Here is a 16994-nt window from a genome sequence, read left to right as displayed (position 1 = left end):
TTCACAGGCCAGTTGCAGCGCACTCTGGTTGCCGCGAGGCTGCAGCAGCAGTATGCGTTCGCGGTTGAGCCCTGCGTCCCTCAGCCAGGCCTGGGCGCCTGCGCGCGGGACCGGGCGGTGCGGCTGATGCTCGACCAGCTCGGCTGGTGGGGCCGGGCCCTGCGCGAGGCGCGGGCGGTCCGCCCCTACGTCTCCTGACACCGCCCCGCGCCTGCGGTCCACCTCTCTCTCGACGCACATAGACGCCATAGACGCCATAGACGACGACGTACAAGGAACGGATTCATGAGCACTGAACTGGCCATCGAGACGGCGGGGCTGGTGAAGGTCTTCGGCGACAACCGCGCCGTGGACGGCGTCGACCTCGCCGTCCCGACCGGCACCGTCTACGGGGTCCTCGGACCCAACGGAGCCGGGAAGACCACCACCGTACGGATGCTCGCCACGCTGCTGCGCCCGGACGGCGGGACGGCCCGGGTGTTCGGCAAGGACGTGGTGAAGGAAGCCGACGCGGTCCGCAGCCGGGTCAGCCTCACCGGGCAGTACGCCTCGGTCGACGAGGACCTGACCGGCAACGAGAACCTCGTCCTGCTCGCCCGGCTTCTCGGGCACTCCAAGCCGGCCGCCCGCGACCGGGCGGCCCAGCTGCTCGAAGGGTTCGGGCTGACCGAGGCGGCGGGCAAGCAGGTGAAGAACTACTCGGGAGGCATGCGGCGCCGCATCGACATCGCCGCCTCCATCCTCAACACCCCCGACCTGCTCTTCCTGGACGAGCCGACCACCGGACTCGACCCGCGAAGCCGCAACCAGGTCTGGGACATCGTGCGCGCGGTCGTCGCGCACGGCACGACGGTCCTGCTCACCACGCAGTATCTGGACGAGGCCGACCAGCTGGCCTCCCGGATCGCCGTGATCGACCACGGCCGGGTGATCGCCGAGGGCACCAAGGGCGAGCTCAAGGCCTCCGTCGGCTCCGGCACCGTCCACCTGCGGCTGCGCGACGCCGCGCAGCGGCCCGAGGCCGAGCGGGTGCTGTCGCTGGCGCTCGACGCCACGGTCCAGCTGGACGCCGACCCGGTGGCGCTGACCGCGCGGGTCGACGCGCACGGCTCCGACCGGGGCGCGGCGGAACAGGCGGCGCGGGCCCTGGCCGAGCTGGCCCGGTCCGGCATCACCGTCGACAACTTCTCGCTGGGACAGCCCAGCCTCGACGAGGTCTTCCTCGCCCTCACGGACAAGAAGGGAGTGGCGGCATGAGTACCGCGACCACCAAGACGGAGCTGGAGGACGTGGCGCTCGCCGCGCCGGACCAGGAGCGCCTGTCGGCCCTCCTGGTCGGTCTGGACCGGCCGCCGCGCCCCAGCGCGCTGTCGGCCTCCCTCACCTTCGGCTGGCGCGCCATGCTGAAGATCAAGCACGTGCCGGAACAGCTCTTCGATGTGACGGCTTTCCCGGTCATGCTGGTCCTGATGTACACGTACCTCTTCGGAGGGGCGCTGGCCGGCTCCACGCAGGAGTACATCCAGTTCCTGCTGCCCGGCATCCTGGTCATGAGCGTCGTGATGATCACGATGTACACGGGTGTCTCGGTCAACACCGACATCACCAAGGGCGTCTTCGACCGGTTCCGTACGCTGCCGATCTGGCGGCCCGCACCGATGGTCGGCTATCTGCTCGGCGATGTCCTGCGCTATGTGCTGGCCTCGGTGGTGATGCTCACCGTCGGCATGATCATCGGCTTCCGTCCGGAGGGCGGAGTGCTCGGGATGCTGGCCGGGGTGGCGCTGCTGCTGGTCTTCGCGTTCGCGTTCTCGTGGATCTGGACCATGTTCGGGCTGCTGCTGCGGACCGAGAAGTCCGTGATGGGCGTCAGCATGATGGTGATCTTCCCGCTCACCTTCCTCAGCAACGTCTTCGTCGACCCGTCGACGATGCCGGGCTGGCTTCAGGCCTTCGTCAACAACAGCCCGATCACCCACCTGGCCACGGCGGTACGCGAGCTGATGGCGGGCAACTGGCCCGCGTCCGACCTCGCCTGGTCGCTGGGGTGGGCCGGAGTGGTCATGGTGGTGTTCGGTGCCGTGACGATGCGGCTCTACAACCGGAAGTGACGACGGGAAGCCGACGAGGCTGACGCCTGGCTGATGACCGGCGGCTGTGACCCGGTGCCGATGCGGCGCCGGGTCACAGCCGCCAGTCGGGGGTGCGGCCGGGGCGGTAGGCGCAGGTGGTCCCCGTGGTCACGGACTCCCGCAGGTGCGCCGCCAGCTCGGGGTGCAGGGAGTCCAGCTTGCGCAGGGTGTCGCGGATCCGGGCGGTGACCGTCTTGCGGGCCCGCTCGGTCTGGTCGCCCAGGCGGCGGCTCCGGCCACCGAGCCCGGCCGCGGTGCGCAGCTGGTCGAGAAGGGCCTGCCGCTCCCGGTCGTACGCCTCGACCTGCCGGGTGTCGTCCCGTGCCGCGGCGCGGTCTATCTCGGCGTCCAGCCGGGCCAGGTGTTCCTTGTACCGGCGCTTGGCCTCCTCGTCGAGCACCGGCTCACCGCCGAGCTGTCCGGCGGCGACCAGCTCGGCGCCGCCCTCGGGGGCGAGCAGCCGCACGGCCGGGACGTCGGCGCCGGGGAGCCCCAGCAGGCTGTGCAGGTCCCGCAGCCCTTTGGCGTCGGGCACGTGCACGGTCCGCCCGTCCCAGCGCAGCTGCCATACGGGCCCGTCGCGGCGGAATTCGGCGGCGGACTCGGTGGCGTCCGGAGCGGGGGAGCCGACGGCGCCTGCGGCTGGGGAGCCGGGGGCGGGCCCGGAGGCGGCGGGCTCCGCAGCGGTGCTCCCATGAGCCGTAGCGGCATGCGTAGCCGGAGTCGTCGGTGTGGTGGGCGTGGTCGCTTCGGAGGCCAGGTGGTGCAGGCCCAGCTCGGCCGCCTCGCGCTGCACCTCGGAGAGGAGGGCGCGGGCCCGGCCGGTGTCGCCCGGCTCCGCGCGGGCCAGGAGGGAGCGGGCCAGGTGCAGCCGGGCGCGTACGGCCCAGGGGCGGGCGCCGAGGCGGTCCGCGGAGGCGGCGGCCTCGGTGAGTGTGGCCACCGCCGTGTCCCGGTCGTCGCGGGCGGCGGCGAGCATCCCGAGCCAGAGGTCGGCGGGGCCGCCGATGTCGCACCCGTACAGCGAGACGACCCACTGGCCCGTGTAGGGGGTGAGCTCGTCCTCCGCGCGGGTGATCAGGCGCCGGTCTCCGGTGGTCGCGGCCGTCTGGGCCAGCAGCCGGAGCCAGAGCGGCATGAACGCCCGCGGGTAAGGGGCCGCGCAGTCCGACTGCGCGGCGATCAGGCGGCGGGCCGGGGCCGCGTCGCCCTGCTCCACGGCGGTCAGCGCCTCCAGCAGCCCGGGACACGGATGCCGGGCGCCCGGCAGCGCGGAGAGCGCCTTCTCGGCTTCCGCGAAGTGCCCCTGGAGCAGGTGCAGGGACCAGAGCAGATGGAACCCCATGAAGCCGAACGTCTCGTGGTCCTCGCCCTCCAGGTCGAGGGCCTCACCCTGGAGGGTCTCGGCCGCCTCGGTGAAGCGGCCCTGGAGCGAGGCGATCAGGCTGCTGTCGACGGCGACGGCCATCGCGAACCGGGGCAGCTCCGAGCGCTCGGCGGCCCGGATGAAGATGCGGTACTGGTCCATGAAGGCCGGGTCGCCGAGCTCCAGCAGGGTCACCCACCGCATGGCCGTGGCGTGCAGCTCCATGTCCAGGTTCTGGGTGCGACGGCCGACGACGGCCATCTCGTCGGTCAGCCCCAGCCGCTCCACCGCCGAGCCGAGACCCCACACGGAGTCGTGGCGCGCCCAGAGGGAGAAGGCGAGGGCTTCGTCGTCCGAGCCGCTGCGGGCCAGGGCCATGATGTGGATGGACAGCTCCTGCGCGAGCCGGTCGGCGGAGAGGCTGTCCTGCCCGTCCTTGCCGGTGACCTTGCGGTGGGCTTCGCTCAGGAACGTCACCATGAAGGCGTCACCGGCGCCCATGGCCCCCGGGCGGTACAGGGTGATCGCCACCCGGGCCAGCAGCTCGGGCTCGTCCAGCTCCCGCGCCAGGGCGACCGCCCGGTCCAGCAGGCGGTCCCCCTCGGCGATCTCTCCGGCGTGCCGCAGCTGTTCGCCGAGGTCGAGGCAGAGCAACGCGGCCCGGCGGAGGTCGGGGGCCGGCGCGCCGTGCGGCGGCCCTTCGCCCGGCGCCCCGCCCGCTTCCGGCTCCGCCTCCCTGGACGCCACCGCGAGGGCCCGGCGGTAGTGGCCGATGGCCTCCTCGTCGGCGAGGCGCCCCGAGGCGTCCCGGGCGGCGGCGACCAGCAGGTCGATCCGGCGGTCGCGCTCCAGCTCCCCGCCGGCGAGGTGGGCGTGGCGGGCGAGGTCTCCGGGCCGCACCGCGTCGTGGAGGCCGCCGTGCGCGTCCAGCGCCCGTACGGCGGCGGCGTGGCGGCGGCGGGTGTCCGCGTCACCGAGGGAGGCGTACAGCGTCTCGCGGAGCAGGTCGTGGGCGAAGGCGTGACTGCCGGAGGGGCGCGGGACGACGACGCGGGCGACGATCGCCGACTCCAGCAGCCGTTCCACCTGGGGGACCGGGGAGCCGTGCACCACGGCCAGCACCTGCCGGCGGAACTCCCGGCCGAGCACGGCGGCGGTGGTCAGCAGGGAGACGACCGGGTCCGGCAGCAGGCTCAGCCGTTGCCGGACGGCCTCCCGGACCCCGGGCGGGATGGTGGATACGGGGCTGCCGCTGTGCCAGAGCCGGGCCGTCTGCTCGACGAAGAACGGATTGCCGCCGGTGCGCCGGTGGACCTCGTCGACCAGGTGCGGCGCGGGCTCGCGGCCCGTCGTCACGGCCATCAGCGATCCCACCTCGTCGCGGCCCAGACCGTTCAGGGTGAGGGTGGCCGAGGCGCGCGAGACGAGGGGCAGGATCAGCTGCTGGAGCGGGTGGCCGGGCGCCTCCACCTCGACGTCCCGGTAGGTGCCGATGAGCAGCAGCCGTTCGAACCAGGCGTGCTGGGCGGCGAACTCGAGCAGGCGCAGCGAGGCCGGGTCGGCGCTGTGGAGGTTGTCCAGGACCACTACCAGCGGGCGGCTCTGGGAGACGGTGACGAGGGCCGTGGTCACCGCGTCGTACAGCCCGAAGGCCTCGGCGCCCTCCGAGGAGACACCGGACGCGTCGGCTTCCGCGCCGGCGCCGTCGGTGCCATGGGTGCCGTTCCCGAGGTCCCCGCCGGCCGCACCCGATGCCGTGCTTGATGCCGATACAGATGCCGACGCCGCAGCCGTGCCGTCGCCCGCCGGGTCACCGAGGAGGACGCCGAGCTGCCCGTCCGCCGCCTCCTGGGCCGCCGCCCACTCCGCCGCCGTGGCGGAGCGGCGCAGGCCGCGCAGCACCTGCACCCAGGGCCAGTAGCCGGGGGTGCTGTCGGAGTCCCAGCAGGAGCCGCCGACCACCAGCGCCCCACGCCGCCGCGCCTCGTGCGCGGCGTCGGTGACGAGGGTGGTCTTCCCGATCCCGGCCTCGCCCGTGACCAGCACGAGACCGCCGTGGCTGTCCGTGGCCCGGACGATCTCCGAGCGGAGGACGCCTGCGGGATGGTCGCGCCCGAACAGAGCAGGGGTCATGCCCACACGATAGGAGGACCCACTGACAACGGCTCCCCCCTTTTCGCCGGGCGCAGGCCGGTGCCCCCTCTGACCAGGTCGGAGAGGGGGCACCGGCCGAGCGGCGGGGAGGGGCGGCCCCTCAGCCGCGCACCACCGTCACCGGGCACGGGGCGTGCTGCGTGACGTGGAGGCTGACCGAGCCGAGCAGCGTCGCCTTGAAGCCGCTGCGGCCCCGGGCGCCCACGACGAGCAGGTTGGCGCCCTTGGCCCGGTCCAGGAGGGCCTGGGCGGGATTGCCGATGACCACGATCTTGCTGATCGCGGCCGCGCCTCCGGCGCCGAGGGCCTCCTCCAGCGCCTCGTTCAGGGAGACGGTGGCCATTTCCTGCGGGTCGAAGTCCTCCGGCAGGCCCGGCATCATCGACGCCCAGCTGGTCGCGGGGTACTCCCAGCTGTTCACGGCCTCCACGGTGTCACCGGTCAGCTCGGCCTGACGTACGGCCCAGTGCAGTGCCCTGATCGAGGGATCGGACCCGTCCACACCCACGACGATCCTGCCCATATCTGCCTCCAGCTCGGTAAAGCTCGGTACAGCGTCCGCCTTCACTGTAATCAAAGCGGACAATATGGCTGGGCGGGGCGGTCGGCCCGGCCGCAGCCCGGCCTCAGCCCAGCCGCAGGTCGGCGAGGTGCTGCTCGAAGGGGACGACCGCGTCCTCCCCGTCGTCCAGGCCCGGCGCCCGGGAGGCCCCGGAGACCGTGTGGCCCAGGACCGCCGAGGCCAGCTCGCCGCCGGCCCGCCGGATCCGCGACGGCAGGCCCTCGGTGTACTCGTCACCGGAGGAGCCCCAGTCCTCGGACGCGGCGTAGACGGACGTCGGTACGGTGACGGCCCGCAGGTAGGCGAAGAGCGGCCGCAGCGCGTGCTCCAGGACCAGCGAGTGGCGGGCCGTGCCGCCCGTCGCGGCGATCACGACGGGCTTGCCGGTCAGCGCGGTGTTGTCGATCAGGTCGAAGAACGACTTGAACAGACCGCTGTACGAGGCGGTGAACACCGGGGTCACCGAGATCAGCCCGTCCGCCTCCGTCACCGCGTCGATCGCCTCCCGCAGCGCGGCCGAGGGGAATCCGCTGAGCAGGTGGTGGGCGATGTCCACGGCGAGGTCGCGGACCTCGACGACGTGGACCTCGACGTCCCGGTCCTGCTCGGCCGCGAGGCGCTCGCGGGTGGCGGCGGCCAGCCGGTCGGCCAGCAGCCGGGTGGAGGACGGCTGGCTCAGGCCGGCCGAGACGGCCACGATACGCAGAGGGGTGGTGGCGGACATCGGGGTCAGGCCTCCTTCTTCTCGCCGGTACGGGTCTTCTCGCCGGTACCGGTCCTCCCGGCCGCACGGGCGGCGGCGACCGCCGGGTGGACGGGCGCGGACTCCGGCACACCGGCCGGCCGCAGGCTCGCGAACTCCTCGCGCAGCACGGGCACGACCTCCTCGCCGAGGATGTCGAGCTGTTCCAGGACCGTCTTCAGCGGGAGCCCCGCGTGGTCCATGAGGAACAACTGCCGCTGGTAGTCGCCGACCGCGTCCCGGAACGTCAGCGTCCGCTCGATGACCTCCTGCGGGGAGCCCACGGTCAGCGGGGTCTCGCGGGTGAACTCCTCCAGGGACGGGCCGTGGCCGTAGACCGGCGCGTTGTCGAAGTACGGGCGGAACTCGCGTACCGCGTCCTGCGAGTTCCCGCGCATGAACACCTGGCCGCCGAGCCCCACGACGGCCTGTTCGGCGGTGCCGTGACCGTAGTGGGCGTAACGGCGCCTGTAGAGGTCCACCATCTTCTTGGTGTGCTCCATGGGCCAGAAGATGTTGTTGTGGAAGAACCCGTCACCGTAATAGGCGGCCTGTTCCGCGATCTCCGGGGAGCGGATGGAGCCGTGCCACACGAACGGCGGGACGCCGTCCAGCGGACGCGGGGTCGCGGTGAAGGACTGCAACGGCGTACGGAACTTGCCCTCCCAGTCCACGACGTCCTCGCGCCACAGCCGGTGCAGCAGCGCGTAGTTCTCGACGGCCAGCGGGATGCCCTGGCGGATGTCCTTGCCGAACCAGGGGTAGACCGGCCCGGTGTTGCCCCGGCCCATCATGAGGTCGACGCGGCCGTCCGAGAGGTGCTGGAGGGTGGCGTAGTCCTCGGCGATCTTCACCGGGTCGTTGGTGGTGATCAGGGTGGTGGACGTGGACAGGATCAGGTTCTCGGTGCGGGCCGCGATGTAGCCCAGCGTCGTCGTGGGGGAGGACGGGACGAACGGCGGGTTGTGGTGCTCGCCGGTCGCGAACACGTCCAGGCCGACCTCTTCGGCCTTCTGCGCGATGGCCAGGGTCGCCTTGATCCGCTCGTTCTCGGTCGGCGTCCGGCCGGTGGTCGGGTCGGTGGTGACGTCTCCGACGGTGAAGATCCCGAACTGCATGGCGTCCGCCTTCCTGAGTCCCGGCCGGAGATCCGGAGACCCTGACCGATTTGGTTGAACGTTGAACTACATCGTACAACGGGACCCCCCTCCGTCCTATTCCACGCGCCGGGCAGGCCCCCCTCGCGGGTCGCGTTCCACACGTCCGAGCCCCTTATGGGCGCGCGTACTCTGGAACGGTGAGCCAACGGAAGAGCGAACGGAAGAGCGGGCCGAAGAGCGGCAGCGAGGAGTGGAAAGCGCGCGGAGTGTTCCTGCGCGTCTTCGTCTACGTCTTCGCGACGCACCTCTTCGCGGGCTTCATCTGGATCCTCTTCTACGTAGGCGGGCACGCGGACAAATAGCCGCCGCGCAGGACCATGGCGGATACACTGACCGCATGACCTCCGTACCGTGCCGAAACTGGTGGCGCTCCTCTTAAGGAGCGGCCGCAGCACCTGTCTGCACGGAACCCAGGGCCGTTCACCATGGACGGCCCTTTTCGCTGCCTTCTCATAGGCGCGATGTACGGGAACGGGGGCACCGCAGCCCCCACCGCTCGGGCCGTCCTCCACGCACCCACCACCGCGAGGAGACCCCGCCATGACCACCGTCACCACCGCCCGCGCCACCGCCGCCCTCCCCACGGCCCCCGCCGAGCTGCGCAGCGCCGAGCTGGAGCACCGCATCACCCAGGACCCCGGCCGCTTCCGGGTCCTCACCGGCGACCGCCCCACCGGCCCCCTCCACCTCGGCCACTACTTCGGCACCCTGCGCAACCGGGTCCGCCTCCAGGACCTCGGCGTGGACGTCTTCGTCCTGATCGCCGACTACCAGGTGCTCACCGACCGGGACACCGCCGAGCGGCTGGAGGAGTACACCGACGGGCTGCTCCTGGACCATCTGGCCCTCGGTGTCGACCCCGCCCGGTCCACCGTCTTCAACCACAGCGCCGTCCCCGCGCTCAACCAGCTCCTGCTGCCCTTCCTCAGCCTCGTCTCCGTCGCGGAGCTGGGCCGCAACCCCACGGTCAAGGACGAGATCGCGCACTCCCGGCAGGCGGCGGTCAGCGGGCTGATGTACACCTACCCGGCCCACCAGGCCGCCGACATCCTCTTCTGCAAGGGCAACGTGGTCCCCGTCGGCCAGGACCAGCTGCCCCACCTCGAACTCACCCGGACGATCGCCCGCCGCTTCAACGAGCGGTACGGGAACCTCTTCCCGGAACCGGACGCCCTGCTCTCCGCCGCGCCCCTGCTGCTCGGCACGGACGGCACCAAGATGAGCAAGAGCCGCGCCAACTCCGTCCCGCTCGGCGCCACCGCCGACGAGACGGCCCGCCTGATCAAGGGCGCGACCACGGACGCGGACCGGCACATCACCTACGACCCCGACGCCCGCCCCGGCGTCTCCTCCCTGGTCCTGCTGGCCGCCCTCTGCCTGGAGCGGGACCCGCACGAGGTCGCGGCGGAGATCGGCGACGGCGGAGCGGCCGTCCTCAAGCGGACGGTGACCGACGCGGTCAACAGCCACCTGGCCCCATTCCGGGCCCGGCGGGCGGAGTACGCGGCGGACCTCACGTACGTACGGTCGGCCCTGCGCGCGGGCAACGAGCGGGCGAACGCGCTCGCGGAGGCCACGCTGGGGGAGGTGCGGGAGGCGATGGGCACGTTCCGGTAGGCACGCGCGTAAGCCTCAGGGCACGCGCGTAAGCCTCAGGGCACGCGCGTAAGCCTCAGGGCACGCGCGTAAGCCTCAAGGCACGCGCTTGAGTCTCAGGGCGCACGCGTAAGCCTCAAGGCACGCGCGTGAGTCTCAGGGCACACACGTGAGCCTCAAGGCACGCGCGTAAGCCGCAAAGCCCCCACCCTTCACTGCCGTGGCAGCACCGTCCGCTGCCGCCGCAGCAGCTCCGCGAGACCTCGCCGGGTGGCCGCGATCACCACCCGGTCCTGGGCGCGCAGCACGTATCCGGGGTGCAGGTCCCAGACCAGGCCGGAGGGGGGCGGGGGGCCGCCGTCCGGGAGGTACGGGGGGAGTGCGGCGAGGTCCGGGTTGCGGTCGGCGGGCGGGGTGGCGTCGATGGCCAGGACCCGCCACGCGTGGGCCTGGAACGCCTGCTCCACCGTGCGGCCCTCCAGCTGCGGGTGGCCCGCCACCTCCAGGGCGGCGAAGAGCATCACCTTCCGCTCGACCGGGACCGCTCCCAGGATCTGGCGGCCCATCATGGCGACCGCGAAGGAGGGGGCGGCCAGGTGGGAGACCGAGCGGGAGCGGGTCAGGGCCTGGGGGTGCGCGGTGCGCAGGGTGCGGTAGACGGCGGTGGCGAACTCGTCGTCGTACAGCCGCAGCGCCACCCGCAGGTCCGGCTTCACCGACCGGGCGTACAGCGTCGCCTCCAGGTTGGTCGTGTCGATGCTGGTGAGCGCGAGGAGGGCGTGGGCGCGGCGGATCTTGGCCGCTTCCAGGACGCCTTCCTGGGTGACGTCGCCGATGACGGTCGGCACGTGCATGGACCGGGCCAGCGGGATGCCCCGCGCGTCGGGGTCCTCCTCCACGACGACCACGGGGATGTCGAGTTCACGCAGGCGTACGAGGACGCGCGTACCGATCTTGCCGAGCCCGAGCAGCACCACGTGGCCCGACAGGCCGCGTGGCGGGCGGCGCAGCGAGGAGGCCGTGCGCAGGGTGCCGAACGCCTCCAGGACGGCGGCGAGCAGCAGCGGGAGCAGGAGCAGCCCGGCGATGCCGGAGAGGATCTGGATGATCTTCCGGGCCGGTGTTCCGTCCTCCGACGGGTCGTTCATGCCCAGCAGGTCGAGCAGGGTCAGGTAGGTGGAGTGCAGCAGGCCGTCCTCGGTGGTGAGGAGCGAGGCGATCACCAGGGCGACCGCGGCGGCCGCGACGCCGAGGGCCGACCAGCGCAGCCGTCGGGAGAAGACCTGGGAGAGCGGGGCGCCCCGGCCGCCCATCCGGGTCGCGGGGCGGTCCGGGTCGGCCCGGCTGATCGCCTCCAGAACGACGGTTCCACGCCCTTGGGCCGAGGCCACGGACCGGTCGTCGGGCAGGAGTTCGGGGCCCTCCTCGCCGCTGCTGTCCGAACCCTCCGCCCCCGCCGGGTCGTTGGTGGTGGACGAGAGCAGGGCGAGGGTGCACAGCCCCGGGTCGGCGCTCTCGCCGGGGCCCGGCGGCGGGCGTTCGGCGGCGCGCAGGAGCAGCCCCTCGGCCTGGATGACCTTGCTGCTGCCGGTGAGCGCGGTGGCGGCGAGCGCGGGGGCGGCGGTGTCGGCGTCGGAGAGGACGGTGGTGGAGGCGTCGAGCAGCGCGGGGTCGATGCCGGGCATGGCGACGGCCGCCGCCTGGTCGAGCAGCTCCTCCAGGTGGAGCCCGAGCTTGCGGTTGTAGAGCCGGATCACCAGCCGCAGACGGGGGTTGAGGCGGCGGGCGGTGAGGGCGGCGCGGATGTTGCGCTCGTCGTCGTCGTAGACGAGGGCGAGGGCGGCGGCCCGGTCGACGCCCGCCTCCTCCAGCACGTCGTCGGAGGGTTCGGGCGCCTCGATGATCCGGACGGCCTCGACCCCCGCGTTGGTGTCGTTGCCGGCCCCGGCCCCGCCTCCGGCCGCATTGCCCGCGCGGTTCATGGCCGCCGACATCCGGCCGAACAGGGCTGCCGCGCGCCCCCGTTGGGTCATCGGCGTCTCGGGGCTGTTGACGTCCCGGCCGGGTGGCAGGAGCAGGGTGACCCGTTCCCCGTAGACGAAGCGCAGCTCCACGGCGAGTCGGCGGGCCAGCGCGTCGTCGCCGCAGACGATCATGTGGCCGGTGGAGGGCGGACGTCCCGGCTGCGGGCGTCCCGGCTGCTGAGGAAGTGGGGGCACGAAACCCAGCATGCCGTGATCCTTCCTGCTCGGTCCCGCCGATCAGTGTGGAATGTTTGTGATCTTCGCGCGGTGATCGGGGGAGACCGCCTGTCCGGCGGTGCTCCGGTGGTTCCCCGTGCCCGCCAGCAGGTGACGCGGGTCCGCCGCCCGCTGGATCGCCGTCTCCACCGCCGCGATCCGGTCCGCGAGCAGCCCCAGCGCGGCCACGGCCCGGGTCATCGGGTCGCCGTCCGGGCCGCCGAGCGCCTGCGTACGGACGTAGGAGCCGGTGATCGCCGCCCACCGCTCGGCCTGTTCGGCGGTGAGCGTTCCGCGCAGGGCGGCCAGCTTGAGGAGGTTGGCCTCGGCGCCCGTGGTGAGCGTCTGGGCCTCGCCCGCGTAGTGGTCGTCCACGACGGCGGAGAGCTCGGCGTCGTTCATGACGGGCACGATCCGCTCCGCGATCTTGTTCATGTTGCGGTACGAACCCTGGAGCCGGAACGGCGGCTCCGTGCGGGTCGCGTCCGTCTGCGCGGCGGAGGCGATGTACGCCGCGTTCACCGCGAGGACGGTGTCCCGGGCGGTGAGCAGGTGGCGCAGTACGGCGAGGATGGCGTCCAACTCGGCTGCCGAGTACGGGTGTTCCAGGTGCTCGGCACGGGCCGAGGGGTCGCTGCCGCCGGCCAGCCGCACCAGCAGCGCCAGGTCGTCGCGCGAGCGGGCGGCGAGCGGGGCGAGGACCGGGTTGGCGGTCAGCGCGTTCTCCACGAAGCTCAGCGCGAAGACGTCCTCGCGCCCGCTGAGCACCTCGCCCAGGTTCCACACGTCGGCCCGGTTGGCCAGCATGTCCGGGATGCGGAACTGTTCGCCGGACTCCGTGTACGGGTTGCCCGCCATGCAGACCGCGAACCGCTTGCCCCGCAGGTCGTAGCTGCGCGGCTCGCCGTCCCGTACGCCCTCGATGCGGCGGGTGGCGTCGCACAACGGGATGAACTTCTGGAGGAGTTCGGGCGAGGTGTGCTGGATGTCGTCCAGGTACAGCAGCGTGTTGTTGCCCGCCTCGAGCGCGAAGTTGATCTTCTCGATCTCCTGCCGGGCGGTCGCGCTCGGCGCCTGGGCCGGGTCGAGGGACGTCACGTCATGGCCCAGGTTCGGCCCGCTGATCTTGACGAGGACCATGCCGAGCCGGTCCGCGACGTACTCCATGAGCGTCGTCTTGCCGTAACCGGGCGGCGAGACGAGCAGGAGCAGCCCCTGCGAGTCGGTGCGCCGGTCGGCGTCGGCGGTGCCGAGCTGCTTGGCCAGGCTGTCGCCGATCAGCGGCAGGTACACCTCGTCCAGCAGCCGGTTGCGGACGAACGCCGACATCACGCGCGGCCGGTGGTCGTCCAGCCGCAGCCGCCCGCGCTCGGCGGACACCAGCGAGGTGCGCAGCCGCTGGTAGGCCCGGAAGGCGGGCACGGTGTGCGTGCGGAACTCGCCCGTACGGGCCAGGAGTTCATCGATCCGTACGGTGAGGGCTCCGCCACTCCCGATACGCGGGTGGTCGCCGAGGAGGCCCTCCACCCCGGCGGTGAGCGGCGCGTCGCACCCGTACCGCTCCAGCTCCGGGCAGAGCTCCACCGCCACGGCCTCCGCCAGGTCCCCGGGGTCGACGGCGGCGCCGGTGGCCTCCGCGTACGGGGTCAGCCAGCCCTCCACGAGCTGCCTGCGGGCGGCCAGGTCGTCGCCGAGGGCGGCGAGGTCGTCCCCGTACACGTCGGGGCCGGCCGCCCGGTGGAAGGCGTCCAGGAAGGAGCGGATCGTGGAGCCCACGACGAACCCGGCGGGCTGGGTGGTCACCTCCTCGAAGAGGTACGCGGCGACCGCGTCGGCCCGCGCCGCACCGTCGAACGCGCCGATCGCCGCCGCCCACTCCTCCTGGAGCACGGCGATGGCCGGGGCCAGCCCGAAGGTGTCGCGGGCGCGGGCCAGGGAGACCGCGCGCCGGGTCCAGGAGGTGCGCAGCGCCTCGTCGGTGCCGTACGCCCAGAAGAGCTGGGCAGCCGCGCGGACGGCGGGCTCGTGGCGCAGGAGCCCCGCGTCCGCGTGCAGGCGCAGCAGGGCGCGCAGGAGGGCGGTGGCGTCCTCGTCGTGGACGCCCCGGGTGTACCCCTCGTCGTACGCCTCGGCCGCCGACTCGCGCACCAGCAGCGCCAGTTCGTCGTCGGCGAGAGCGGCCAGGCGCTCGGCCCCCCGCTCGTCCAGGAGGCGGGCGGCCAGGTACTCGCCCCGGTAGACGGCCGCCGACTCCGAGGGCAGCAGCTGCTCCCAGTACGGGCGGGTCGCCTCGAACGCCGGGTCGGTGACCGGCGCCCGGTAGTCCGTCCCGGTCAGCGCGAAGGCGAGGCGCTCCCCGGCCGGTACGAGCGTCAGGTCGAACGGCTGGGTGTTCACCGCGAACCGGTGGCGCCCCAGCTTGATCACCGACCCGCCGTCCGCGTACAGCTCGCTGCGGTCGCGCAGCGCCCGCCCGGCCTCCTGGCGGGCCGCCTTCAGCCGCCCGTCCAGCTCCTCCGCCCGTACGGGGTCGCCCAGTTCACGCAGTTCGTCGGCGGTCCGGCGGACCTTGGCGACCATCGGGTCGGAGGCGAAGTAGGTGTGGACGGCGTCGAGGTCATCGAGCGCCGCCACGCGCCGGCCGATGGTCTCCAGCACCCGCTGCGCCGACCCGGCCAGCCGCTCGGCCCGCCGCGCCCGCTCGTCCTGGAGCGTCTGCTTGCGGGCCGAGAACGCGTCGTACACCTCGCTCCGGCGCTCGGCCAGCTCGGCGAGGAAGTCGTCGAACTCCGCGAACCGCGACTCCAGGTTCTCCAACTGGAGCAGCAGCCGCGCGAGTTGGTCGTCACAGGCCTCCGGCGAGTCGGCGGCGGCCAGCGCGCCCGTGACCGCCTGTCCGAGCAGCGCGAACTCGGCGGCGAACTCGGCCCGCCCCTCCTTCGACAGCAGCTCCCGGCGGCGCGCGTCCAGCGTGGCGCGGGCGCGGTTGGCCCCGCCCAGCACCTCCGCGATCCGCTCCAGGATCGACGTACGCACGGTCGCGTCACCGATCTCCAGCCCGGCCACCACGTCCGTGACGGTGGCCAGCCCGTCCGTCATCGCGGCCAGCCGGTCGGTCACGGCGGACGCGTCCCGTACGGTCGCGAGCGCGCCCGCGTCGGCGACGAGCCCGGCGATGTCCTCGTGGTACCCGTCGAAGGCGTCCTCGCGGGCGAGGAACGACACGGCCCGCTGGGCGGCGGAGGCGATGTCGTCCTCGGTCCGGGCCGACAGCTGGGCGATCTGCTCGGCATCGGCGTACCGCATCTCGCTGATGGTCGCCAAGTGCCCGTGCGCCTGCCGCAGTTCGGTCAGCCGCTCCACCCACGCGGAGGCCGACCCCGGCACCTCGCCGCGCACCCGCCGGACCAGCGCGGTGATGCGGGTGGTGGTCTCCTCCAGCGCGTCGGCGGCCCGCCGGGTCAGCTCCTGTACGGCGGTGAACTCGGCCAGCACCTGCTGGGCGGTGGTCCGCAGCTCCCCCAACGGCTCGGCCAGAAGGCCCAGTTCAGGGTCGGAGAGCCAGTGGTACCGGTCCTGGGCGCGCGCGCAGTCGGCGGCGAGCTGCCCGTACACGGCGGTCGTCGGCGTCATGTCCCGCACGCCGTGCGCGAGTGCCAGGCAGTCGGAGATCCCGCGCACCAGGTCGGCGTTGCCGGTCCGGGCGAGCGGCCCGGACCCGGCCGGGCGGGAGGCGGCGTAGGTGTCGGAGACGTACGGCGTCTGCCAGCGCTGCAACGGGTGCACGCGCGCCGGACCGTCCGGGTTGTCCCGGAGCAGGATGAGCGTCCCGTCGTCCAGGAGGGCGTGGCCGCGCCCGGTGAGCGGGGTGGCGACCTCCTGGCGGATCAGGTTGTAGGGGAGGAGGAGGCTGCGGACGCCGTCGCGGGAGCGGAAGGCGTACAGCACGTCCTCGCCGTTGGGCGAGCGCACCGCGCCCTCGAAGACCGGCTCGGTCAGCTCCTCGGCGGTGTCGAAGGTCTTCGCGGTGCCGGTGGTGAGGTAGTAGCCGCCGGGGAAGATGATCCCCTGGTCCTCGGGGAGCCGGTGGCAGGACGGGCCGATCGCGTCGAGCCGCTGCACGGTGGAGAGCAGCGAGTTGAAGACCAGGTGGCGCCAGGCCTTCTCCTTGTACGGCCGCACCCGCAGCAGCACCAGCGGCCCGACCTCGGCGTACTCGACGTCGGCGTCGGCCAGCGACTGCAACGGCTCGTCGACGGGCTCCTCGTAGATCCCGTCCGGCGACTCGGTGTCGTCGGTGACCTTGACGGTGAGCGTCCCGCCGAGCGTGTCGACGAAGAGGCCGCCGCCCTTGCCGATGGCGATGTGCGGGTGGCGCCCGGGGACGTGCGCGTCGCGCCCGGCCACGGTCCACTCGAAGTCGTGCGAGGGCGGGAAGACGTGGTCGCGCTCGCCCTGTGCGTCCAGGAACGCCCCGGGCGACCCGTCCGCCCCCAGCGCCCACCGCAGGACCCGGATGTCCTCGGCGTTCTCGCCCGTACGGAAGACGGCGAGGAGCTTGCCGTTGACGCGGCGCAGACGCAGCAGGCGGGCGTCGCGGAAGTAGCGGTGGAGCGAGGAGAACTCGCGCCGGAAGCCCTCGTCGTCGAGGAGGGTGGCGCCCGGCTCGGGCGCGTCGCCGTCCGCTTCGGCACCCCGCACGAGGAGTACGTCGTCGACCCCGGCCTCACCCCGGGCCCCCGGCCCCCGCTCGAAGCCGAAGAGCAGCTGCCCGCCCACGGCGATGAGGTCGCGGGGCACGGAGGCGTGCTCGGTGCGCACCTGCTCGGTGGCCAGCAGCCGCAGCTCGGTCGAGCCGAACTCCTCGGTCCGCCGTACGTTGAGCGCCTCGGCCCGCCGCACGAGCTCGCCGGCCTGCGCGGAGAGCCGCCGCCGCAGCACCTCGTAGGCACCGGCGTCCACATCGCCCTCCCCGCCCTGAGGCGCGGTGGCGGTGGCGGTGATGTCGCTGTCCATGCGTACGGCTCCCTACGTGTTCTTCC

General features: G+C 73.0%; 10 protein-coding genes and 1 pseudogene. 5 read left to right on the top strand and 6 right to left on the bottom strand.

Annotated elements, in window-relative coordinates; genetic code table 11:
- The 3 genes and pseudogenes from AB0917_RS07510 to AB0917_RS07500 all read left to right on the top strand — a co-directional run.
- A pseudogene (locus AB0917_RS07510) lies at positions 1 to 198 on the top strand (hypothetical protein); the annotation flags it as partial.
- Between the two features lie 87 nt (positions 199 to 285).
- Positions 286 to 1257, top strand: coding sequence for an ATP-binding cassette domain-containing protein (locus AB0917_RS07505; RefSeq protein ID WP_366818539.1), 972 nt, complete (start codon positions 286 to 288; stop codon positions 1255 to 1257).
- Entirely contained in the window at positions 1254 to 2111 is an 858-nt protein-coding gene (locus tag AB0917_RS07500) for an ABC transporter permease (RefSeq protein WP_366818538.1), read from the top strand. Before AB0917_RS07505 ends, AB0917_RS07500 begins: the two co-directional genes overlap by 4 nt.
- A gap of 73 nt (positions 2112 to 2184) precedes the next feature.
- Here the strand turns inward: AB0917_RS07500 and AB0917_RS07495 are convergent, their stop codons facing one another.
- The 4 genes from AB0917_RS07495 to AB0917_RS07480 all read right to left on the bottom strand — a co-directional run bounded on the left by AB0917_RS07495 (position 2185) and on the right by AB0917_RS07480 (position 8074).
- Positions 2185 to 5631 carry an AAA family ATPase gene (locus AB0917_RS07495; protein WP_366818537.1) on the bottom strand — a complete coding sequence of 1149 codons (3447 nt, stop codon included), beginning with the start codon at positions 5629 to 5631 and terminating at the stop codon, positions 2185 to 2187.
- A gap of 121 nt (positions 5632 to 5752) precedes the next feature.
- Complete coding sequence (locus AB0917_RS07490) at positions 5753 to 6175, bottom strand: universal stress protein (RefSeq protein ID WP_366818536.1); 423 nt, start codon at positions 6173 to 6175, stop codon at positions 5753 to 5755.
- A 103-nt stretch (positions 6176 to 6278) separates the two neighbouring features.
- Positions 6279 to 6938: an FMN reductase gene (locus tag AB0917_RS07485; RefSeq protein WP_366818535.1), complete on the bottom strand. Its 660-nt coding sequence runs from the start codon at positions 6936 to 6938 to the stop codon at positions 6279 to 6281.
- A gap of 5 nt (positions 6939 to 6943) precedes the next feature.
- Positions 6944 to 8074, bottom strand: coding sequence for an LLM class flavin-dependent oxidoreductase (locus AB0917_RS07480; protein WP_366818534.1), 1131 nt, complete (start codon positions 8072 to 8074; stop codon positions 6944 to 6946).
- A 179-nt stretch (positions 8075 to 8253) separates the two neighbouring features.
- Between AB0917_RS07480 and AB0917_RS07475 the strand changes: the two genes are divergently transcribed.
- Entirely contained in the window at positions 8254 to 8418 is a 165-nt protein-coding gene (locus AB0917_RS07475) for a DUF6126 family protein (protein WP_366818533.1), read from the top strand.
- Between the two features lie 238 nt (positions 8419 to 8656).
- The gene (trpS, locus tag AB0917_RS07470; RefSeq protein WP_366818532.1) at positions 8657 to 9733 is read left to right on the top strand and encodes a tryptophan--tRNA ligase; all 1077 of its coding nucleotides are present in this window, start codon (positions 8657 to 8659) and stop codon (positions 9731 to 9733) included.
- Between the two features lie 191 nt (positions 9734 to 9924).
- Here the strand turns inward: trpS and AB0917_RS07465 are convergent, their stop codons facing one another.
- The gene (locus tag AB0917_RS07465) at positions 9925 to 11943 is read right to left on the bottom strand and encodes an NAD-binding protein (RefSeq protein ID WP_366818531.1); all 2019 of its coding nucleotides are present in this window, start codon (positions 11941 to 11943) and stop codon (positions 9925 to 9927) included.
- Between the two features lie 30 nt (positions 11944 to 11973).
- The gene (locus AB0917_RS07460; protein WP_366818530.1) at positions 11974 to 16968 is read right to left on the bottom strand and encodes a DNA repair ATPase; all 4995 of its coding nucleotides are present in this window, start codon (positions 16966 to 16968) and stop codon (positions 11974 to 11976) included.
- Positions 16969 to 16994: the final 26 nt, after the last annotated feature.

It is taken from the genome of Streptomyces sp. NPDC007346 (genome assembly GCF_040703535.1).
Lineage (GTDB): Bacteria > Actinomycetota > Actinomycetes > Streptomycetales > Streptomycetaceae > Streptomyces.
This window is presented reverse-complemented; position numbering and strand designations above follow the sequence as displayed.